This window comes from Streptomyces sp. NPDC001889 (genome assembly GCF_053594535.1).
On record NZ_JBSFER010000013.1, the window covers coordinates 24306 to 45498 of the forward strand.

Sequence of the window (21193 nt, forward strand, 5' to 3'; positions counted from 1 at the left end):
CGGATGGCCGACACCCATGTGCTGTTCGTCGAGGACGACGATGTCATCCGTGAGGCGACCCAGCTCGCGCTGGAGCGGCACGGCTTCGTGGTCACCGCGATGCCGGACGGGCTCCTGGGCCTGGAGGCGTTCCGCGCGGACCGCCCGGACATCGCGCTGCTCGATGTGATGGTCCCGGGGCTCGACGGGGTGAGTCTGTGCCGGCGCATCCGCGACGAGTCGACCGTGCCGGTGATCATGCTCTCGGCGCGGGCCGACTCGATCGATGTGGTGCTGGGCCTGGAGGCCGGCGCCGACGACTATGTGACCAAGCCCTTCGACGGCGCGGTGCTGGTCGCCCGTATCCGGGCGGTGCTGCGCCGCTTCGGCCACGCGGGCGGCGGCGCTCCCGCCGACGGCGGCCAGAACGCCCAGGGCGCGCTGCTGACCTTCGGCGATCTGGAGGTCGACCCGGAGGGCATGGAGGTGCGGAAGGCGGGGGCGCCGGTCGCGCTGACGCCGACCGAGATGCGGCTGCTGCTGGAGTTCTCCTCGGTGCCCGGCACCGTTCTGTCCCGGGACAAGCTGCTGGAGCGGGTCTGGGACTACGGCTGGGGCGGTGACACCCGGGTGGTGGACGTCCATGTCCAGCGGCTGCGCACCAAGATCGGCCAGGACCGGATCGAGACGGTCCGCGGCTTCGGCTACAAGCTCAAGGCATGAGGCGAGGCATGAGCCCGGCGGGGCCGCGCGGGAGCGCGGTATGAAGCGGCTGATCCTGCGCACCGGGGTCCGCTGGAAGATCAGTATCGCCATCGCCACCGTGGGCGCGCTCATCGCGGTGGCGCTGAGCCTGGTGGTGCACAACGCCGCGCGGGTCTCGATGCTGGACAACGCCCGCGATGTGCAGCTCCAGCGCGTCCTCGTCACCCAGCAGCGGGGGTTCGACAAGCCCAAGAACAAGGACCCCCGGTACAACTTCAAGGTCAACGATCCCGCGCTGCCGGCGGAGCTGAAGCGGCTCATGGAGCAGAAGCGGCGCGGCAGCTTCGTGGAGGACCGGCACGACGGCCCGCCGGAGATCTGGGCCGCCGTCCCGCTCGCCAGCGGGGATGTGCTCTCGCTGCGCACCGAGTTCTCCGGGCGGAGCGCGGTGATCCTGGAGGATCTGGACCGGGCGCTGATGATCGGTTCAGCGTCGGTGGTCTTCGGCGGCTGTGCGCTGGGGGTGCTGATCGGCGGGCAGCTCTCGCGCCGGCTGCGGAAGGCCGCCGCGGCGGCGGCCAATGTCGCCCAGGGCCATACGGGCAGCCGGGTCCGGGACGCGATCGGCGGTTTCGTCCGCGATGAGACCGATGATCTGGCGCAGGCCATCGACGCGCTCACCGACGCCCTGAACGCGCGGATCGAGGCGGAGCGGCGGGTGACCGCCGATATCGCCCATGAGCTGCGGACCCCGGTGACGGGGCTGCTGACGGCGGCCGAGCTGCTGCCGCCCGGCCGGCCGTCGGAGCTGGTGCGGGACCGGGCGCAGGCGATGCGGACCCTGGTGGAGGACGTACTGGAGGTGGCCCGGCTGGACAGCGCGTCGGAGCGGGCGGAGCTTCAGGAGATCGCGCTCGGGGAGTTCGTCACCCGGCGGATAGCGGTGCTGAATCCGGATGTGCCGGTGCAGGTGGTGCACGAGTCCTGGGTGAACACCGACCCCCGGCGGCTGGAGCGGATTCTGCTGAATCTGCTCACCAATGCCGCGAAGTACGGCAGGTCGCCGGTGGAGGTCACGGTGGAGGGCCGGGTGGTGCGGGTCCGTGACCACGGCCCCGGTTTCCCGGACGCGCTGCTGCGCGAGGGCCCGAGCCGCTTCCGTACGGGGGCGAGCGACCGGGCGGGCACGGGCCACGGTCTGGGGCTGACGATCGCGGCGGGCCAGGCGCGGGTGCTGGGGGCGCGGCTCACGTTCCGCAACGCCGCGGCGGCGAAGGGTGCCGATCCCTCGGTGGAGAGCGGGGGCGCGATCGCGGTGCTCTGGCTGCCGGAGCACGCTCCGACGGTGAGCGGCAGCTTCCCGATGCTGCCGGCGGCGGACGGGCGGGCGGGGACGGACGGGCGGGCGGGAGCCTGAGCGGCGCGCGCGGGGCGCGGGCACCCGGGCTGAGCGGGGGCGCGGAGAGCGTACGGAGACGGGCACGGCCCCCGGTGCGGTGTGCACCGGGGGCCGTGCCCGTCTGGGTCACCGGGCCGCTGGGGAGCGCGGCGATGTGTCAGAGGGTGATGCCCTCGGAACGCAGGTGGGCGACCGGGTTCACGGCGCTGCCGTAGTTCGGGGTCGTCCGGATCTCGAAGTGGAGGTGGGGACCGCTGGAGTTGCCGGTGTTGCCGGACAGGGCGATCTGCTGACCGCCGGAGACCTGCTGGCCGATCTTCACATCCACGCGGGAGAGGTGCGCGTACTGGGAGTAGGTGTTGCTGTCGTGCTTGATCACGACGGCGTTGCCGTACGCGGGACCGTCACCGGCGCCGTTCGGGCCGGCCTTCACGACGGTGCCCGGACCCACGGACTTGACCGAGGTGCCGGTGGGGACGGCGAAGTCCTGGCCGGAGTGGTTGCTGGCCCACATGGCCCCGCCCTTGCCGTAGGTGGCGCTCAGGACGTACTGGGACAGCGGCTTGGACCAGCCACTGGCGGACTTGGCGGCGGCGACCGGCTTGGCGGTGACCTTGGTGGCGGCGGCGGCCTTGGACTGGGCCTTCGCCTGGGCCGCCACCGCGCTGGAGGTGCTGGCGGCGGCGGGCGCCGTGGCCTGCACGCCGGTCTCTGCGGCGAACGCGGCCCCTGCGCCGAGCACCGTCGACGCTCCCAGACCTGCCGCCACGACGGCGGTACGGGTACGGAGAGCGGACAGGCGGGGACGACGAGAAGTGACACGCATACGGGGGAGCCTCCGGGCAATGAGGGACCCGGCACGGGAGGCGTGCCGGGATGTGTTGGCCATCCCTTGGTAACCGATCCGCCCACTTCACCTCAAACACCCCAACTACGACATTACGTCGTAGCGGGAGCGCCGGGAATCAAACCCTTGACACCTTCTGTCCTAGATCGTCGATCTCGCTGGACATCGAGGGAAACGGATATCCGGAAACGGGTTTATCCGCATGCCGGGGCCAAGGGGGTGCCCCATCCCGCGGTGATCGGTCCCGGCTCCGTCCGCCCGGGACCAAAGTCCCGGGGCCCGGCACGGCGGGGTCCCGCACCCGGCCCGGAAGAGTGCTCCTAGGGGGGCTAGTAGGGCCGGATCGGCCTGTGTGCCTTGTCACCGGGGGGCCCTGCGGCGCTGTGGGCCGGGTCACGCGAACACCGGCCCGAAAGTGGCCTGGGCCACTAATCTCGGGCCGGGACGAAGGGGGTTGGGGCGGATGGGGCTCAGCGCTTCGCGACGCGTGGTGGCGGTGCACGGCCGGCGGCAGGGCACCGGGGTGCTGCTCGACCCCAGACACATCCTGACCTGCGCACATGTGGTCGGAGACGGGACGACGGCGGAGGTGGTCCACCCCGAGACCGGGCAGCGGACCCGCTGTGCGGTGGTGTGGACGGGCACCGCGGACGCCACCGACGCCGCGCTGCTGCGCGGGGAGAGCGAGGTGATCCCGGCGGCCGGGCTCGGCCGGCTCCGCTGGGGCCGCCCGACCGGGGACGATCCCCTGCCCGGCTGCCAGGCCATCGGCTTCCCGCACCACCAGCGGTACGGCGGGCGCACCACCACCGGCCCGCGCGATGGGGAGGGACAGCGGTCCCGGAGGCTGGACTTCGGCCAGTACCGGGGCAGCGTCCTGCCCGTCGCGGGGCGGCTGCGGGGTGCCCTCACCTTCTGGCTCGACCACTCCCCCGGCGCGGTGCCGCCGCGCGGCCCGGTCCCGCTCGCCGGGCTCTCCGGCGCCCCCGTCTTCGCCGGTCCCGTCCTGCTGGGCATCGTCGCCCGGGTGCGGGAGACGGAGGGGCAGCAGCACCTGGAGACCGTGCCGCTGGAACCGGTCCGCAGGGCCCTTTCCGGGGAGCCGGGGCCGGAGGCGGAGGCGGAGGCGGAGGCGGAGGCCGCGCCGGGGGCGGGACGGCCGGGGCTCGTGCCCGGGCGGCCGGGAGCGGGACGGCCGGGACTGGTGCCGGGGCTGCCCCGGCTGGAGAAGGTCTCCGGCTTCGACCCCCGGGACGGCGCCTTCGAGGAGCGGTACACCGGGGCGCTCCGGGCCCAGTACGCCAAGACGGAGGTCTTCGGCATCGACGAACTCGGCATCAGCGAGTCGAGCTGGGACCTCGACACCGCCTATCTGAGCCTGGAGGCCACCCGCCCGGGGGACGAGGAGATCCTCTGGTTCACCGGCCACGGCACCCCGCAGACCGCACCGCCCGACCCCCGCCCCGGACCCCGGCGGGTGGAGGAACTCCTCGGGCTCAGCCGGCGCACCCTGCTGCGCGGCGAGGCCGGCGCGGGCAAGACCACCCTGGTGTGGTGGCTCGCCGCCCACGCCGCCTGCGGAACCCTCCCCGCCGAACTGGACCGGCTCAACGGACTGGTGCCCTTTGTCGTCCCGCTGCGCGCGGTGCGGAACCGGGGCGGCGCGTTCCCCGGCCCCGACGCCCTGGCCGAGGTCGCCGAACTCCCGGTCGGCCGCGCGCCCGAGGGCTGGGCCGAACGCGTCCTGGACTCCGGCCGCGCGCTGCTCCTCGTCGACGGCTTCGACGAACTCCCCCAGAACGCCCGCCCCCGGGCCCGCGCCTGGCTGACCGGGCTCCTGCGGCGCCACAGCGACATCGACTGCCTCGCGACCGTGCGCCCCGGCGCGGTGGAGGCCGACTGGCTCACCGGCGAGGGCTTCGCCGATCTGCTGCTCCTGCCCATGAGCGACACCGACATCGACGCCTTCGTCACCGCCTGGCACGGCGCGGCCCTGGTGGAGTACGCCGCGCTGGACCAGGCCCGTATCGACGGCGAGGCCCGGCGGCTGAACGAGCTGGAGCGGGAGCTGCACCGCGAGTTCGCCGGCCACCGCGTGCTGCGGGACCTCGCCCGCACCCCGCTGCTCTGCGCCGTCATCTGCGCGCTCCACCGCAAGCGCCGGGGCCGGCTGCCGCGCAGCCGCTGGGAGCTGTACCGGGCGACGCTCGACATGCTGCTGGGCAAGCGGGACAGCGAGCGCGGCATCGGCACCCCCGAGGGGCTGGCCATCGAGGTCGACGAACACAAACTGCTGCTCCAGCACATCGCCGTATGGCTGGTGCGCGGCGGCCAGAGCCAGCTCACCCCCGGCGAGGCCCGCACCCAGATCGAGCGGGCCGTGGCCGCCATGCCGCAACTCGCCGAACAGGGCGACTCCCAGCAGATCCTGACGCATCTGCTCAACCGCAGCGGTCTGCTCCAGCAGCGCACCGGGGACACCGTCCACTTCATCCACCGCACGTTCCAGGACTATCTGGCCGCCAAGGAGTTCGCCGACACCGACAGCGTGCGGGAGCTGTGCCTGCACGCGGACGACGAGCAGTGGCAGGACGTCGTCCGGCTGTCGGTCGGGCACTTCGAGCGGCGGGTGGGCCGGCTGATCGAGCAGCTCACCGAGGCCGGTGACAGAAGCCCCGGGGGCCGCTCCGTCCACATCCTGGCCATGGAGTGCGCCGCGTCGGCCGTCTTCCTCGACGAGGGCATCCGGGCGGAGGCGGAGCGGCGGATCAGGGAGCTGATGCCGCCCCGGGACGCCCGGGAGGCCGCGGCGCTGGCCGCCGTCGGCCCGCCGGTCCTGCCGCTGCTGCCGGGCCCCTCGGGCGACTGGACGGCGGACGAGGCGGTCATCGAGACGATCGCGCTGGTGGGCGGGGAGAGCGCCATGGAACGGCTGCGGGAGTTCACCGGCCGCCCCGACCACACGGTGCGCCAGGCCCTGGTGAGCGCCTGGAGCGGTTTCCCGGCCGGGCCGTACGCCCGCGAGGTGCTCTCCCGGGTCGAACTGGACGATGTCGTCGTCCATGTCGTCAACGACGGCCAGCTGCGGGAGCTGCACCGCTGCGGGCCCGTCCCCAGGCTCTGGTTCCACGGCAACCACCGCCCGGAGGCCCTCCGGGCGCATCTGCCGCGCACCGGGCTCACCGAGCTGTCCCTCTTCAGCAACCACGAGCTGACCTCGCTGGACTTCCTGGCGGACCACCCCGGCGTGGAGGAGCTGTCGCTGGTCGAGTGCACCGGGCTCGAGTCGCTGGCGGAGCTGTCGGACCGCGTCTTCGACTGGCTGATGGTGGATCTGCGGACACTGGACCTGCCCGGCCGCCCGCCCCGCACCCGGAGCCTCTATGTCTCGGGCCGGACCGGCTTCTCGTACGGGAGTCTGCGCCGCTGGAACCGGGTGGAGCGGCTGATCCTCCCCGCGCCCGTCCATCTGCCCACGCTCATCGGGACCGTGCGGGAGCTGCCCGCGCTCACCATGCTCTGTCTGGCGTCCGGCGCCACGCTCGACCTGGGCGCGGTCCCGGAGGCCCCCGGCATCACCCATCTGCTGCTGGAGGGCCTGGGCGAGCCCCTCGACACCGCAGGGCTGGCGCGGGCCTTCCCCTCCCTCACCAGGTTCGACGCGATGGTCGCGGAAGTCCCGGAGTACACCGTCGATCTGACGGGGCTCCACCGCCTCCCCGGGCTGAGCGTCGGCATCCGCCACGAGCCCGGCACCCGGCTGACCGTGATCGGGGGCGAGTTCCTCGGCGACCGGCTGGAGGCGGGCCCCGACACCTGACCGCCCGGACGCCGCCGGGCCGCCGGGGGGCCGGGGGGCCGGGGGGCCGTGTGGTCCGGCCGGGGGCACGGACCAGCCGGGGCGGGAGGCCGGATCGGGCCGGGCGGGGCGGGAGGCCGGATCGGGCCGGGCGGGGAAGCCGGACCGCGCCACGGGGAACACCGGGTCGTCCGCCTCCCTTTCCGGGCTCCGCCGCATCCGGGATTCTCCTTCCATGACCAGCCACGAGAGAACAACGACCGAGACCCGCCGCCCCCGCACCCGCCCCCTGCTCGGCTCCGCCGTCTGCGTCCTCGTCTCCGCCCTCACCCTCACCCTGAGCGCCCCCGCCGGGGCCGGACCCTCCGACAGCGGGCTGAAGGGAGCCGTCGACACGATCCTCGCCGACGCGCGGCTGGACGGCGGGGCGTCGAGCGTCGTCATCGCGGACGCCGTGACCGGGGAGCGGCTCTACCAGCGCGCCGGGACCGACCGGCTGATGCCCGCCTCCAACACCAAACTCCTCACCTCGGCCGCCGCCATGGCCCTCCTCGGCCCCGACCACCGGTACACCACCGAGGTGCTCTCCCCCGGCCGCCGGGACGGCTCGACGCTCCGGGGCGATCTCCATCTGCGCGGCAGCGGCGACCCCACCACCCTCCCCGGGGATTACGACCGGCTCGCCGCCGACCTCGCCGCGAGCGGAATCCAGCGCGTCACCGGACGGCTGATCGCCGACGACACCCGCTTCGACACCGAGCGCCTGGGCCGGGGCTGGGCCGGCGACGACGAGTCCTCGTACTACTCGGCGCAGATCTCGGCGCTCACCGTCGCACCCGACACCGACTACGACGCGGGCACCGTGATCGTCGAGGCGGTGCCCGGGGCGAAGGCGGGCGACCGGCCGAGGATCACGGTCACCCCGCGGACCGACTACGTACGGATCGACAACAGCGGCACCACCGTCGCCGCCGGAGGGTCCGACACCCTCGCGATCGCGCGGCGGCACGGCGGCAACACCGTCACCGTCAGCGGGAACATTCCGCTCGGCGGCAGCGCCACCAAGGAGTGGGTGACGGTCTGGGAGCCCACCGGCTACGCCGCCGCCGTCTTCTCCGACGCGCTCGCCCGCCACGGGGTGCGGATCGGGGACGACCCGCGCCTGGGCCGCCCCACCCCCGCCGGCGCGCGCGTCCTCGCCTCGCACCGGTCCATGCCGCTGCGGGAGCTGATGCGTCCGTTCATGAAGCTGTCGAACAATATGCACGCCGAGGCGCTGATCAAGACCATCGGGCACGAGACCGCGGGCCGGGGCACCTGGAGCGCCGGGCTGTCGGCCGTGAACGCCCGGCTGCGGGAGGAGGGTGTCGATACGAGCACCCTGCGCCAGGCCGACGGCTCGGGTCTGTCCCGGATGAACGTCGTCCCGGCCGAGCAGTTCGCCCGGCTGCTGCTGTCGGTGCGGGACGCCCCCTGGTACGCCGACTGGCATGCCTCCCTGCCCGTGGCCTGCGCCCCGGACCGGGCCGTCGGGGGCACCCTGCGGACCCGGATGTGCAACACCCCCGCCGCGCTCAACGCCCGCGCCAAGACCGGGTCGCTCACGGGGGCGTCGGCGCTCTCCGGCTATGTGAAGGACGCCGCCGGCCGGGAACTCGTCTACGCGATCGTCCTGAACAACTACCTCGCCCCGTCGGTGAAGAGCGTCGAGGACGCGATCGTGGTGACCCTCGCCCGCTCGGACACGGCCGCCGGCACCATCGCGTCCGTCGCGCCCCGGCCCCCGGGTGCCACAAGCACCCCGGACGGCGCATCGGGCTCGGCGGATGCCCCGGGCCCGGCGGGCGCCCCGGATACCGGGACCGAGTGCGCCTGGCGGAAGCCGCGACTCTGCTGAAGGCCCCGCCGGCACCGGACGGGAAAAAAGGGGCTGCCCCGGGTCCGTACGTCTCTGTACGCATCCGGGGCAGCCCCTGTGCGGCCGTGCGGGGCACGGCCGCTCGGCCTACGCCTCCTTCGAGAGGTTCGGTCCGGCGCCGCCGGCCGCCTGCTCGATCGGCGGGACGTCGGGCAGTGCCGCCTTCTCCTCGCCGCGGAAGGTGAACTTCTTCTGGTCACCCTCGCCCTCGGAGTCCACGACCACGATGTGACCGGGGCGCAGCTCACCGAAGAGGATCTTCTCGGAGAGGATGTCCTCGATCTCCCGCTGGATCGTCCGGCGCAGCGGCCGGGCGCCCAGCACGGGGTCGTAGCCCTTCTTGGCGAGCAGCGACTTGGCCGAGGGGCTCAGCTCCAGGCCCATGTCGCGGTCCTTGAGACGCTCATCCACCTTGGCGACCATGAGGTCGACGATCTGGATGATGTCTTCCTCGGTGAGCTGGTGGAAGACGACCGTGTCGTCCACACGGTTGAGGAACTCGGGCCGGAAGTGCTGCTTCAGCTCTTCGTTGACCTTGACCTTCATCCGGTCGTAGTTCGACTTGACGTCGCCCTGCGCGGCAAAGCCCAGGTTGAATCCCTTGGAGATGTCCCGGGTCCCGAGGTTGGTCGTCATGATGATGACCGTGTTCTTGAAGTCCACGACGCGGCCCTGGGAGTCGGTCAGCCGACCGTCCTCCAGGATCTGCAGAAGGGAATTGAAGATATCGGGGTGGGCCTTCTCGACCTCGTCGAACAGGACGACGGAGAACGGCTTGCGGCGGACCTTCTCGGTGAGCTGGCCGCCCTCCTCGTATCCCACGTATCCGGGAGGGGAGCCGAAGAGCCGGGAAACCGTGTGCTTCTCGCTGAACTCCGACATGTCGAGGGAGATCAGCGCGTCCTCGTCGCCGAAGAGGAATTCGGCGAGCGTCTTGGACAGCTCGGTCTTACCCACACCGGACGGACCGGCGAAGATGAACGAGCCGCCGGGGCGCTTCGGGTCCTTCAGACCCGCCCGCGTACGGCGAATGGCCTGGGAGAGCGCCTTGATGGCGTCCTTCTGGCCGATGACGCGCTTGTGCAGCTCGTCTTCCATGCGCAGCAGCCGGGAGGACTCCTCCTCGGTGAGCTTGAAGACGGGAATGCCGGTCGCCGTGGCGAGGACCTCGGCGATCAGCTCGCCGTCGACCTCGGCGACGACGTCCATGTCGCCGGCCTTCCATTCCTTCTCGCGCTTGGCCTTCGCGGCGAGGAGCTGCTTCTCCTTGTCGCGGAGCGAGGCCGCCTTCTCGAAGTCCTGGGAGTCGATCGCCGACTCCTTGTCGCGGCGGACACCCGCGATCTTCTCGTCGAACTCGCGGAGGTCCGGCGGCGCGGTCATCCGGCGGATGCGCATCCGGGAGCCGGCCTCGTCGATCAGGTCGATCGCCTTGTCCGGCAGGAAGCGGTCCGAGATGTAGCGGTCCGCGAGGGTGGCGGCCTGGACGAGCGCCTCGTCCGTGATGGAGACCCGGTGGTGGGCCTCGTACCGGTCGCGCAGACCCTTGAGGATCTCGATGGTGTGCGGCAGCGAGGGCTCCGCGACCTGGATGGGCTGGAAGCGGCGCTCAAGGGCCGCGTCCTTCTCCAGGTGCTTGCGGTACTCGTCCAGCGTGGTGGCGCCGATGGTCTGGAGCTCACCGCGGGCGAGCATCGGCTTGAGGATGCTGGCCGCGTCGATCGCGCCCTCGGCGGCGCCCGCCCCGACGAGCGTGTGCAGCTCGTCGATGAACAGGATGATGTCGCCGCGGGTGCGGATCTCCTTGAGGACCTTCTTCAGGCGCTCCTCGAAGTCACCGCGGTAGCGGGAGCCGGCGACGAGCGCGCCGAGGTCCAGCGTGTAGAGGTGCTTGTCCTTGAGGGTCTCGGGCACCTCGCCCTTGACGATGGCCTGCGCCAGGCCCTCGACGACCGCCGTCTTGCCGACGCCGGGCTCGCCGATGAGCACGGGGTTGTTCTTGGTGCGGCGGGAGAGCACCTGCATGACCCGCTCGATCTCCTTCTCGCGCCCGATGACCGGGTCGAGCTTGGATTCGCGGGCCGCCTGGGTGAGATTCCGGCCGAACTGGTCCAGGACCAGGGAGGTCGAGGGCGTGCCCTCGGCGGGGCCGCCGGCGGTGGCGGCCTCCTTGCCTCCCGAGTACCCGGAGAGCAGCTGGATGACCTGCTGCCGGACCCGGTTGAGGTCGGCGCCCAGCTTCACGAGGACCTGGGCGGCGACGCCCTCGCCCTCGCGGATCAGGCCGAGCAGGATGTGCTCCGTGCCGATGTAGTTGTGGCCCAGCTGAAGGGCCTCGCGGAGCGACAGCTCCAGGACCTTCTTGGCACGGGGGGTGAAGGGGATGTGACCGGACGGGGCCTGCTGGCCCTGACCGATGATCTCCTCCACCTGCTGGCGGACCGCCTCGAGCGAAATCCCGAGGCTCTCCAGGGCCTTAGCGGCGACACCCTCACCCTCGTGGATAAGGCCCAGGAGGATGTGCTCGGTGCCGATGTAGTTGTGGTTGAGCATCCGGGCTTCTTCCTGAGCCAGGACGACAACCCGCCGCGCGCGGTCGGTGAACCTCTCGAACATCGTTAATCGCTCCTCAGAGCGGTCAGGCAGTAAGGGGTCGGTCCCCTCCCTGTCCTTCCGCAGCTTAGTCCCGCAAGCGGGGACCGCTCATTCCAACTGCCGACACCCGTCTGTGGCCTCCTGACCCCTGAACGCCGACAACTGCTCCAACCCGATGGTGCGAGACGATGTTCCCGCAGGCCAGACCATTAGCCCCGGCAGAAGTACGCCGATGGCGAACGTGAGACCGCCCTGCGAGCGTGTCGCCCCTCCCCACTAGGAATGTCTTACCCGCAAGCACGGACAGTCCATGCGGCGCGCACCCCGTCCCTCAGCTACGGGCGAACAACATTGCGCCCGTGTACGCATCCGAGCACCCCCCGATCCGACACCCTGTGCGAGCCATCCCCCACTCTGCGTAACTCGCGGCATCGCTCAGGAGTTCCCGGACCATGACATCGAATCCCCCGGCCGGCGCTCCGGCCGTCCCGCACCTCCCGCGCCTCCCCCAGCCCCGCTCGCCCGCCGATGACGCGTACGGGCCCTGGGCGCGGTGGTACGAGCAGACCCTCGGCTGGGCGGTGGCCGACGGCGCTCCGCCGTGGCTGCGCACCGGGCTGCGCTTCGACGTGCTGGAGGTGCCGTCCGCCGCCGGTGCGGCCGTGCTGCGCCGCGGTGTGCCCACCGGGCCCGTGGCGGCGGCCGGGGGGCGGATGCGGCTGTGGGTGGCCGCGGGCAGCGCGGAGGAGCTGCCGGGGCTGCTCGACTGGCTCCAGTGGGGCGGGATCGCGCTGGAGCTGACCGCGCTCGGAGCGGGAGGGCGGCTGGCCGCCCCGCCCCCACCCGGCGGGACCGGCTCCGGGGGGACCGCCGGCTGGCTGCGGCCCCCCGTGCCGGGTCGCGAGGTGGAGCCGACGCTTCCGGCCCTCGCCCCGTTCGGGCGCGGTACGGGAGCGGGCCGGGGCAGCAGCCCCGATCTGGCACGGCTCCTGGACGCGGTGGCGACGGAGTGCCACCGGGCCCGGTTGCTGCGGACCGCCGCGCCGCCACATGCGGAAACGACTACATGTACGAACCCGTACGAATACGCAGCGTGTGAATACTCGGCCGATTAAGAGCCCGCTGCTCAGCCGTTCGCCTTCTCGTACGCCTCGCGAACCGTGGCCGGGACGCGGCCGCGGTCGTTGACCTCGTAGCCGTTCGCCTTGGCCCACGCGCGGATTTCCGCGGTGTCCTTGTTGCCGCTCGCCGCCGCACGGCCCTTGCCGCGCCCGGAAGCCGCCCGGCCGCCCGTGCGCCGGCCGCTCTTCGCGTACGGCTCAAGGAGACCGCGGAGCTTGTCCGCATTGGCGGTGGTGAGGTCGATCTCGTAGGTCTTGCCGTCCAGCGCGAACGTCACCGTCTCGTCCGCCTCGCCGCCGTCGAGGTCATCGACAAGAAGGACCTGAACCTTCTGTGCCACCGGATTTCCTTTCATCGAAAATGCAGTACGCGGAAAGGAAACCGCTTTTCCCGGAAAAACACAAACCCTTGGCAGAGGTTCAGAACCGCGAGAACGCGGGAAACGTGCGCGATTCGGACATAGGGATCTGGCCGGTTGCCCCGGAAGTGGTGATCACAGGTGCAGAAGCATCCGGCTGTTGCCCAAGGTGTTCGGCTTCACGCGTTCGAGCCCGAGGAACTCCGCGACACCCTCGTCATAGGAACGCAGCAGCTCGGCGTAGACATCTGTGTCGACCGGGGTCTCGCCGATCTCCACGAAGCCGTGCTTGGCGAAGAAGTCGACTTCGAAGGTGAGGCAGAAAACCCGGCGGACCCCGAGCCAGCGCGCTGTGTCCAGCAGCTTGGCCAGGACCTGATGGCCGATGCCGTGGCCCTTGTAGACGGGATCGACGGCGAGAGTGCGCACTTCCGCGAGGTCTTCCCACATGACGTGGAGTGCGCCGCAACCGGCGACTGTACCGTCATCGTCGCGTTCGGCGACCCAGAACTCCTGGATCGACTCGTAAAGAGTGACGGTGGCTTTGTCGAGGAGGATGCCTTCACCCACGTACGGGTCCACGAGCCGGCGGACCGCTGCCACATCGCTGGTCCTGGCGCGGCGGACGGTGATGGCATTTGGCGCGGGATAAGACATGCGGTGACGCTATCGCCCCGGGGAGGTCCCCGCGTCGGCGGGCCGGTCGCCCGGGAGTTCGCCGTCATCTCGCGGTTCCGCGGCATCTTCCGCTTCGCGGGCGCCTTCCGGTTCCGCGCGGCCGGCTTGCGGGGTCTCGCTCACCACGTCGCCCTGAACGATACGGACCGCGGCTTGGAGCGCTTCGCGCTGCTCGGGCGACATCATCCCGAAGAAGGCGACGAGGGCGGCGGCCGGGTTGTCACTCCGGGACCAGGCTTCGTTCATGAGTGCCGCGGAGTAGGCGGCGCGGGTGGAGACCGCCGTATATCGATAGGCGCGGCCCTCGACTTCCCTGCGGACCCAGCCCTTCTGATGGAGATTGTCCATTACCGTCATGACGGTCGTGTAGGCGATGGACCGTTCCTGCTGAAGGTCTTCCAGGACTTCCCGGACGGTGACCGGCCGGTTCCATTGCCAGACCCGGGTCATGACGGCGTCTTCGAGGTCTCCCAATTGGCGGGGCACATTGCCACCATAGTGGTAGAAACCAGAATTCTCGGTAATGACATAACAAAAAGGACGTACGGACGACCGGAAGGTCTGCCGTACGTCCAGCCGCCGCGCGGCCCCGCGCGACCGCGCGGGCGGGCGGGTGTCGGGCGGGTGTAACGCGGGGGTCACTCGGCGTTGCGGGAGGGGGCGGGGGTGTGGGCGGCCTCGGCGCGGGCGATCACGGCGTCCGCGATGGCGTCTTCCTTGGCCTTGTTCGGGCCGCCCTGGCTCTTGACGATCGTCACGATCAGAGCGGTGAAGAGAGTGGCCATCACGACGGGCGGCAGCAGGGCGGATACGTAGTCCATGGCTCACAGGGTAGCTAGCCCGCGGCGCGCTGCTCCGCCGGGGGGACGGGGCGGCGGCGGGGCGGGAAGACCTCGGACGGCTTGGGGACCGGGCGTTCGCCGGGCGCGGAGGGGGTGGGCTGCGGCTTCGCCGGTTCCGGGGCGGGCCGGGGTTTGGGCTTCGGCCGGGGTTCGTCGGCGGCCCGCCCGCCGGGGAGCGCCAGCAGCCGGGTGCGCGGGGCGGGGGCGGCGCGGTGCCGCGCGGGGTGTACGGACCGGGCCCGCGCGGTCCGCTCCAGCAGGGCGGCGCCGACCGGGCCGCCGCGGAGGGTGCGCAGGGCGGCGAGGTCCTCGGGGAGGGGGTCGTAGCCGGCGGCCAGGGCGTCCTGGAGCAGCTCCAGATAGCTGACGGCGGAGCCGGGGAGGGCGTGGCGGTAGCGGGCGAGGTCGGCGAGGAGGAAGTCCCGGAGGCGGGCGGCCTCGCGGGCGGCCTCGTCGAGGGAGTCGGCGAGGCGGAGGCAGTCCTGGAGAGCGGGGGCGGGGAGGGGGGTGGGGGTGGGGTGGAGGGCGACGGCGAGGGCGAGCCGGAGCACACGCAGCTCGTCTGCACTGAGGGCCATGCCGCCGCGGGAACCGTATGGCGTGGGCATGGGGCGACGATACGTGCGAATTGCCCGTAATCGCCCTAATCCCTCCCTCGGGCGCGCCGCGCCCCCCTGCCCGGACCGCCTCCCGGCCCGGGCCCGCGCCGGTGCGGGTGTTCTGTGGCGCGGGGTCCGTCCTCAAACGCCGGACAGGCTGAATCTGCTCGGGTCACCCGTGGCGCGAGGTCCGTCCTCAAACGCCCGACCGGCTGCGAATGCCCGGGCCACCCGTGGCACAGGGTCCGTCCTCAAACGCCGGACGGGCTGAGGTTGCTCGGGTCACCCGTCAACCCGAGGTCCGTCCTCAGGCGCCGGACGGGCTGAGGTTGCTCGGGCCGTTCGAAGCGCGAGGGGGTCTTGAGCGCTGGACCGGCTGGGGTTGCTCAGCCCCGCCGGCGGGCTGAGGCACAAAATCCAGCCCCGCCGGCGTTTGAGGCGCGGGGGTTCGGGGGCTGGCCCCCGACCCGGGTCCGCAGGATGCGGGTCCCCTGTCGCCCAGGGTCCGTCCTCAAACGCCGGACGGGCTGAATCTGCTCGGGTCACCCGTCACCCGAGGTCCGTCCTCAAACACCCGACCGGCCGGGAATGCCCGGGCCACCCGTGGTCCGGGGTCCGTCCTCAAACGCCGGACGGGCTGAGGTTGCTCCGGGCATCCGAAGTGCGAGGGGCGGCTCTGGGCGCCCGACGGGCCAGGGATGCTCCGGGCGTCCGAAGTGCCAGGGGCGGCTCTGGGCGCCCGACGGGCCAGGGATGCTCCGGGCGTCCGAAGCGCGAGGGGCGGCTCTGGGCGCCCGACGGGCCAGGGATGGCCGGGGATGGCCGGGGCGGGGGGGCTACATGCGGGCCAGGTTGCGTTCGTAGACCAGGCGGAGGCCGATCAGGGTGAGCCAGGGCTCGTGCTCGTCGATCTCGGAGGACTCACCGAGCACCATCGGCGCCAGCCCCCCCGTCGCGATCACCGTCACATCCTCCGGGTCCCCCGGCGCCAGCTCCTTCTTCATGCGGCGGACCACCCCGTCCACCTGCCCCGCGAACCCGTAGATGATCCCCGACTGCATCGCCTCCACCGTGTTCTTCCCGATCACACTCCGGGGTCGGGCCAGCTCGATCTTCCGCAGCTGGGCCCCCTTCACCCCGAGCGCCTCGACCGAGATCTCGATGCCGGGGGCGATCACCCCGCCCGTGTACGCCCCGGCGGTGCTCACCGCGTCGAACGTGGTCGCGGTGCCGAAGTCCACGACGATCGCCGGCCCCCCGTACAGCTCGACCGCCGCGACCGCGTTGATGATGCGGTCGGCGCCGACCTCCTTGGGGTTGTCCATCAGGATCGGCACCCCGGTCTTGATCCCGGGCTCGACCAGGACCGCCGGGACGTCCCCGTAGTAGCGCCGGGTGACCTCGCGCAGCTCGTGCAGGACCGAGGGGACGGTGGAGCAGATCGCGATCCCCTCGATCCCGTCGCCCAGCTCCACCCCGAGCAGCGGATGCATCCCCATCAGGCCCTGGAGCAGGACCGCCAGCTCGTCGGCGGTGCGGCGGGCGTCGGTGGAGATGCGCCAGTGCTCGACGATCTCCTCCCCGTCGAAGAGGCCGAGCACCGTGTGGGTGTTGCCGACGTCAATGGTCAGCAGCATCAGGCGTCCGCTCCCCTCGGCCGCAGGTCGAGACCGATGTCCAGGATCGGGGAGGAGTGGGTGAGCGCCCCGACCGCGAGATAGTCGACGCCGGTCTCCGCGTAGGCGCGGGCGTTGGCGAGGGTGAGCCGGCCGGAGGACTCCAGTACCGCGCGGCCCGCGACGAGGGCCACCGCCTCCGCGACCTGGGCCGGGGTGAAGTTGTCCAGCAGGATCAGGTCGGCGCCCGCCTCCAGCACCTCGCGCACCTGGTCCAGGGTGTCCACCTCGACCTCGATGGGCAGGTCGGGGAAGGCCGCCCGGACCGCCTTGAACGCCGGGGCGACACCGCCCGCCGCGACCACGTGGTTGTCCTTGACGAGCGCCGCGTCCGCGAGGGACATCCGGTGGTTGGCCCCGCCGCCGCACCGCACCGCGTACTTCTCCAGGGCACGGAGCCCGGGGGTGGTCTTGCGGGTGTCGCGGACCCGGGCCCCGGTGCCCTCCAGGGCGTCCGACCAGGCGCGGGTGGCGGTCGCGATGCCGGAGAGCCGGCAGAGGAGGTTGAGTGCGCTGCGCTCGCCGGTCAGCAGCTCACGGGTGCCGGCGGTGACGGAGAGCAGCTTCTGCCCGGCCTCGACACGGTCGCCGTCCTGGACATGGCGCTCCACCTCGAACTCGGTGGTGACGATCACCGAGAGCACGGCCTCGGCGATCTGGAGCCCCGCGACCGTACCGGCCTCGCGGGCGGTGAAGTCGCCGGTGGCGACGGCGTCCTCGGGGACGGTCGCCGCGCTGGTCACATCGGAGCCGCCGTCGAGGTCCTCACCGAGCGCCAGATGCGCGACATCCTCGACCTGTACGGGGTCGAGTCCGGCCGCGACCAGCAGTGCGGCGAGTGCCGGATCGAGCCCGCACTCGTACATCTCCTCACCGCCGGCGTCCTCGGCGCAGCCGCAGGAGTCCCCGCAGCCGAGCTGGATCAGCGGTACGTCCGCGGGAAGCGGACGGTCTTCGGGCGTGCTCACGGCTTTGGCTCCCTGGGGACGGTGGGTGGAAAGGCGGTGCCGTCGGTGCGGGCGACGACGAGCGAGCGGTCGGGCGCGGTACGGATCACCAGGTGGTGGCGCGAGCCGGGGTCGTCCCGGTCGGGGTGGTCCTCGCGCCAGTGGCAGCCGCGGGTCTCCTCGCGCTCCAGCGCGGCGGCGACCAGCACCCGGGCCACGCACAGCAGATTGGTGGTCTCCCAGGAGTCGACACCGGGCTCGGCGGCCTTGGCGGAGCCGTCCGGGGCATCCGGGGCATCCGGGGCGTCCGGGTGGTCCGCCGCCGCCTCCCGGTCGACCCGCTCCAGGTCGCGGGCCGCGGCCCGCAGGCTCCCGGCGGAGCGCAGGACGCCCGCTCCCTGGGACATGATCCGCTGGATGCCGGGGCGGGACTCGGGGGCGATCAGCGGCAGTACGGAGGGGTGCGCGGGGGCGGCCGGAAGGGGCGCCGGGAGGGGCGCGAGCCCGGCGATCCCGGCGGCGATGCGCTCGGCGAAGACCAGGCCCTCCAGGAGCGAGTTGGAGGCGAGCCGGTTGGCGCCGTGGACTCCCGTGCAGGCCACTTCGCCGCAGGCCCACAGCCCGGGGACGGTGGTGCGGCCGTGGAGGTCGGTGCGGACGCCCCCGGAGGCGTAGTGGGCGGCGGGCGCGACCGGGACGGGCTCGGTCACCGGATCGATGCCGTGGGCCCGGCAGGCCGCCAGGATGGTGGGGAACCGCCGCTCCCACATCTCCGCGCCGAAGTGGCGCGCGTCGAGGTACATGTGGTCCGCGCCCTGCTCGCGCATCCGCCGCATGATGGCCTTGGCGACGATGTCGCGGGGCGCGAGTTCGGCCAGCTCGTGCCGGCCGAGCATGAAGCGGGTGCCGGAGGCGTCGACGAGATGGGCGCCCTCGCCCCGTACCGCCTCGGACACCAGCGGCTGCTGGCCCTCCGCCTCCGTGCCGAGGAAGAGCACGGTGGGGTGGAACTGGACGAATTCGAGGTCGGAGACCTCCGCCCCGGCGCGCAGGGCGAGGGCGACGCCGTCGCCGGTGGAGACGGCGGGGTTGGTGGTGGCGGAGAAGACCTGGCCCATGCCGCCGGTGGCGAGGACCACGGCCGGGGCGTGGACCGCCCCGACGCCGTCGTGCTGGCCCTCGCCCATCACATGGAGGGTGACCCCGGCGGTGCGGCCCGTCGCGTCGGTGAGCAGATCCAGGACCAGGGCGTTCTCGATGGTGCGAAGACCGGCGGAGCGGACCGCCTCGACCAGGGCGCGGGAGATCTCGGCGCCGGTGGCGTCGCCGCCCGCGTGCGCTATGCGGCGGCGGTGGTGGCCGCCCTCGCGGGTGAGCGCTATCGCCCCGGTGTCCGAGGTGTCGAAGCGGGCGCCGGTGCCGATGAGCCGGCGGACGGCCCCGGGGCCCTCGGTGACCAGGGCCCGCACCGCGTCCTCGGCGCAGAGGCCGGCACCCGCGACGAGGGTGTCGGCGAGGTGCTGATCGGGGGTGTCGCCGTCGCCGAGCGCGGCGGCGATGCCGCCCTGGGCCCAGCGGGTGGAGCCGTCGTCGAGCCGCGCCTTGGTGACGACGACGGTGGTCAGCCCGGCGGCGGCGCAGCGCAGTGCGCAGGTCAGGCCGGCGACGCCGGAGCCGACCACGACGACATCGGCGGTGATGGCCCAGCCGGGGGCGGGGGCCGCCAGCCGTATGCCCGGTGCGGAGCCCGGGTTCCGGTCCGTGGTCACGAGGCGGCTCCGAAGCTGAGGGGGAGGTTGTCGATCAGCCGGGTGGTGCCGACACGGGCGGCGAGGACGAGGATCGCCTCGCCCCGGTGGCCGTCGGGCACCTCGGTGAAGGTGGCCGGGTCGATCAGCGCCAGATAGTCGAGGGTGAGGGGCGGAGTGGCGCGGGTGGCCTCCTCCAGGACGGCCCGGGCGGCGGCGCGCACCGCGTCCGCCCCGCAGGGCGCGGCCTGGGCGACGGCGGCGGCGTCGGCCGCCGCGCGGGCCTCTCCGAGCGCGGAGAGCGCGGCGGCGCGGGCGAGGGTGCCGGGGACGGCCTCCGCGCGGGCGTGCAGCGCCTCCTGGGCGGCGAGCCGGTCGCGGGCGGCGAACAGGGCCCGGGAGAGGGCGAGCGCGGTGATCCGCTCGGCGGGCGAGAGATAGCGGTTGCGGCTGGAGCGGGCCAGCCCGTCCTCCTCGCGGACGGTCTCGACGCCGACGATCTCCACCGGGAAGTTCAGATCCTGGACCATCCGGCGGACCAAGGCGAGCTGCTGGGCGTCCTTCTCGCCGAAGAAAGCCAGGTCGGCGCGGGTGAGATGGAGGAGTTTGGCGACGACGGTCAGCATGCCGTCGAAGTGGCCGGGGCGGCTGGCGCCCTCCAGCAGCTCCCCCATGGGGCCGGCGGCGATCCGGACCCGGGGCTCCCCGCCGGGGTAGATGTCGGCGGCCGACGGCGCGAAGACGATATCGGCGCCGGCGGCCCGCGCGGTGGCGAGGTCGGCGTCGAGGGTGCGCGGATAGCGGTCGAGGTCCTCGCCCGCGCCGAACTGGAGCGGGTTCACGAAGACCGTGACCGTGACGGAGCCGGTGGGGCCGACGCGGTCGCGGGCGGCGGCGATCAGGGCGGCGTGGCCCTCGTGGAGGGCGCCCATGGTCATGACGACGGCGGTACGGCCCGGTGCGGCCCGGTCGCGCAGGGCGCGGGCCAGCTCGCCGGCGGTCGGTACGAGAGTGAACTCCCGGCTGGTCCCGGTCATGGCCGTGTCTCCTCCGCCAGCACGCCGAGGAGGTCCTCGGCCAGTTCCGGTTTGAGGAGCCCGTGGGCCAGGGCCCGGTCGGCGGTGGTGCGCGCCATCGCGAGATAGCCGGGGACGGCGCCGGGGGCATGCCTGCGCAGCTCGGCGATGTGGGCGGCGACGGTGCCGGCGTCGCCCCGGGCGACGGGGCCGGTGAGGGCGGCGTCCCCGGAGCGCAGGGCGTTGTCGAGCGCGGCGCCGAGGAGGGGGCCGAGCATCCGGTCGGGGGCGGTGACGCCGGCGGTGCGCAGCAGCTCCATCGACTGGGCGACCAGGGTCACCAGGTGGTTCGCGCCGAGGGCGAGCGCCGCGTGGTAGAGCGGGCGGGCCTCCTCCGCGATCCACTCGGGCTCCCCGCCCATCTCGATGACGAGCGCCTCGGCGGCGAGCCGCAGCTCCTCGGGCGCGGTGACGCCGAAGGAGCAGCCGGCGAGCCGCTGGACGTCCACCCCGGAGCCGGTGAAGGTCATCGCCGGGTGCAGGGCGAGCGGGAGGGCGCCCGCGCGGGTGGCGGGGGCCAGGACCTGTGCTCCGTACCGTCCTGAGGTGTGGACCAGGAGCTGACCGGGGCGGACGGCGCCGGTGTCGACGAGGCCCTCGACCAGGGCGGGCAGCGCGTCGTCGGGGACGGTGAGCAGCACCAGCTCGGCGCGGGCGAGGACTTCGGCGGGGGTGTGGAGGGGGACGCCGGGGAGCAGCTTGGCGGCCCTGCGGCGGGAGGCGTCCGAGACGCCGGAGACCGCGACGGGGCGGTGGCCGGCGAGCTGGAGCGCGGCGGCGAGCGCGGGGCCGACGCGGCCGGCGCCGACGACGCCGACGGTGAGCCGGGCGGGGCGGTCCCGCGGGTCGAGCGGTTCGTGTGGTGCGGTGGGGGTCACGCGGTGCCTTCCGTTCCAGTCCGCGGC

The 21193-nt window shown here is 72.9% G+C and carries 17 protein-coding genes; 5 read left to right on the forward strand and 12 right to left on the reverse strand.

Features of this window, described 5'->3' with window-relative positions; all coding sequences use genetic code 11:
* The first annotated feature begins 3 nt into the window (after positions 1-3).
* Positions 4-702 (forward strand): two-component system response regulator CseB, encoded by a 699-nt coding sequence (cseB, locus tag ACWCRA_RS16415; RefSeq protein WP_351554022.1) that lies wholly within the window; start codon positions 4-6, stop codon positions 700-702.
* A 40-nt stretch (positions 703-742) separates the two neighbouring features.
* Positions 743-2101: a two-component system sensor histidine kinase CseC gene (cseC, locus tag ACWCRA_RS16420; RefSeq protein WP_351554019.1), complete on the forward strand. Its 1359-nt coding sequence runs from the start codon at positions 743-745 to the stop codon at positions 2099-2101.
* Between the two features lie 139 nt (positions 2102-2240).
* Here the strand turns inward: cseC and ACWCRA_RS16425 are convergent, their stop codons facing one another.
* A complete protein-coding gene (locus ACWCRA_RS16425) occupies positions 2241-2909 on the reverse strand; it encodes a M23 family metallopeptidase (protein ID WP_351554016.1) in 669 nt (222 codons plus the stop codon).
* Between the two features lie 484 nt (positions 2910-3393).
* Here ACWCRA_RS16425 and ACWCRA_RS16430 point away from each other — a divergent pair, with 484 nt between their 5' ends.
* Both ACWCRA_RS16430 and dacB read left to right on the forward strand, forming a co-directional pair.
* Positions 3394-6750, forward strand: coding sequence for an NACHT domain-containing protein (locus ACWCRA_RS16430; RefSeq protein WP_451067901.1), 3357 nt, complete (start codon positions 3394-3396; stop codon positions 6748-6750).
* Between the two features lie 214 nt (positions 6751-6964).
* Complete coding sequence (dacB, locus tag ACWCRA_RS16435) at positions 6965-8626, forward strand: D-alanyl-D-alanine carboxypeptidase/D-alanyl-D-alanine endopeptidase (protein ID WP_451067902.1); 1662 nt, start codon at positions 6965-6967, stop codon at positions 8624-8626.
* A gap of 108 nt (positions 8627-8734) precedes the next feature.
* Here the strand turns inward: dacB and ACWCRA_RS16440 are convergent, their stop codons facing one another.
* Complete coding sequence (locus tag ACWCRA_RS16440; RefSeq protein WP_351554007.1) at positions 8735-11263, reverse strand: ATP-dependent Clp protease ATP-binding subunit; 2529 nt, start codon at positions 11261-11263, stop codon at positions 8735-8737.
* 431 nt (positions 11264-11694) lie between these two features.
* On the opposite strand from ACWCRA_RS16440, the gene ACWCRA_RS16445 reads away from it, so the two are divergent.
* Positions 11695-12357, forward strand: coding sequence for an SCO3374 family protein (locus ACWCRA_RS16445; protein WP_351554004.1), 663 nt, complete (start codon positions 11695-11697; stop codon positions 12355-12357).
* Between the two features lie 11 nt (positions 12358-12368).
* Here the strand turns inward: ACWCRA_RS16445 and ACWCRA_RS16450 are convergent, their stop codons facing one another.
* The 10 genes from ACWCRA_RS16450 to ACWCRA_RS16495 all read right to left on the reverse strand — a co-directional run bounded on the left by ACWCRA_RS16450 (position 12369) and on the right by ACWCRA_RS16495 (position 21166).
* Positions 12369-12704, reverse strand: a complete 336-nt coding sequence (locus ACWCRA_RS16450; RefSeq protein WP_351554001.1) for a histone-like nucleoid-structuring protein Lsr2 — start codon at positions 12702-12704, stop codon at positions 12369-12371.
* Positions 12705-12857: 153 nt separating this feature from the next.
* On the reverse strand, positions 12858-13379 hold the full coding sequence (locus tag ACWCRA_RS16455; RefSeq protein WP_351553998.1) for an amino-acid N-acetyltransferase: 522 nt from the start codon (positions 13377-13379) through the stop codon (positions 12858-12860).
* Between the two features lie 9 nt (positions 13380-13388).
* The gene (locus ACWCRA_RS16460) at positions 13389-13886 is read right to left on the reverse strand and encodes a BlaI/MecI/CopY family transcriptional regulator (RefSeq protein ID WP_451067903.1); all 498 of its coding nucleotides are present in this window, start codon (positions 13884-13886) and stop codon (positions 13389-13391) included.
* 152 nt (positions 13887-14038) lie between these two features.
* Positions 14039-14221, reverse strand: a complete 183-nt coding sequence (locus tag ACWCRA_RS16465) for a hypothetical protein (protein ID WP_351553992.1) — start codon at positions 14219-14221, stop codon at positions 14039-14041.
* Positions 14222-14235: 14 nt separating this feature from the next.
* Positions 14236-14820 (reverse strand): hypothetical protein, encoded by a 585-nt coding sequence (locus ACWCRA_RS16470; protein WP_351554090.1) that lies wholly within the window; start codon positions 14818-14820, stop codon positions 14236-14238.
* Positions 14821-15677: 857 nt separating this feature from the next.
* Positions 15678-16478 (reverse strand): type III pantothenate kinase, encoded by an 801-nt coding sequence (locus ACWCRA_RS16475; protein WP_351553989.1) that lies wholly within the window; start codon positions 16476-16478, stop codon positions 15678-15680.
* The gene (gene nadC / locus ACWCRA_RS16480) at positions 16478-17485 is read right to left on the reverse strand and encodes a carboxylating nicotinate-nucleotide diphosphorylase (protein ID WP_351553987.1); all 1008 of its coding nucleotides are present in this window, start codon (positions 17483-17485) and stop codon (positions 16478-16480) included. The genes ACWCRA_RS16475 and nadC overlap by 1 nt, the downstream gene beginning before the upstream one ends.
* Complete coding sequence (locus ACWCRA_RS16485; protein WP_451067904.1) at positions 17482-19233, reverse strand: L-aspartate oxidase; 1752 nt, start codon at positions 19231-19233, stop codon at positions 17482-17484. Before ACWCRA_RS16485 ends, nadC begins: the two co-directional genes overlap by 4 nt.
* The gene (panC, locus tag ACWCRA_RS16490; RefSeq protein ID WP_351553982.1) at positions 19230-20249 is read right to left on the reverse strand and encodes a pantoate--beta-alanine ligase; all 1020 of its coding nucleotides are present in this window, start codon (positions 20247-20249) and stop codon (positions 19230-19232) included. The genes ACWCRA_RS16485 and panC overlap by 4 nt, the downstream gene beginning before the upstream one ends.
* On the reverse strand, positions 20246-21166 hold the full coding sequence (locus tag ACWCRA_RS16495) for a Rossmann-like and DUF2520 domain-containing protein (RefSeq protein ID WP_451067905.1): 921 nt from the start codon (positions 21164-21166) through the stop codon (positions 20246-20248). Before ACWCRA_RS16495 ends, panC begins: the two co-directional genes overlap by 4 nt.
* Between the last annotated feature and the right edge of the window lie 27 nt (positions 21167-21193).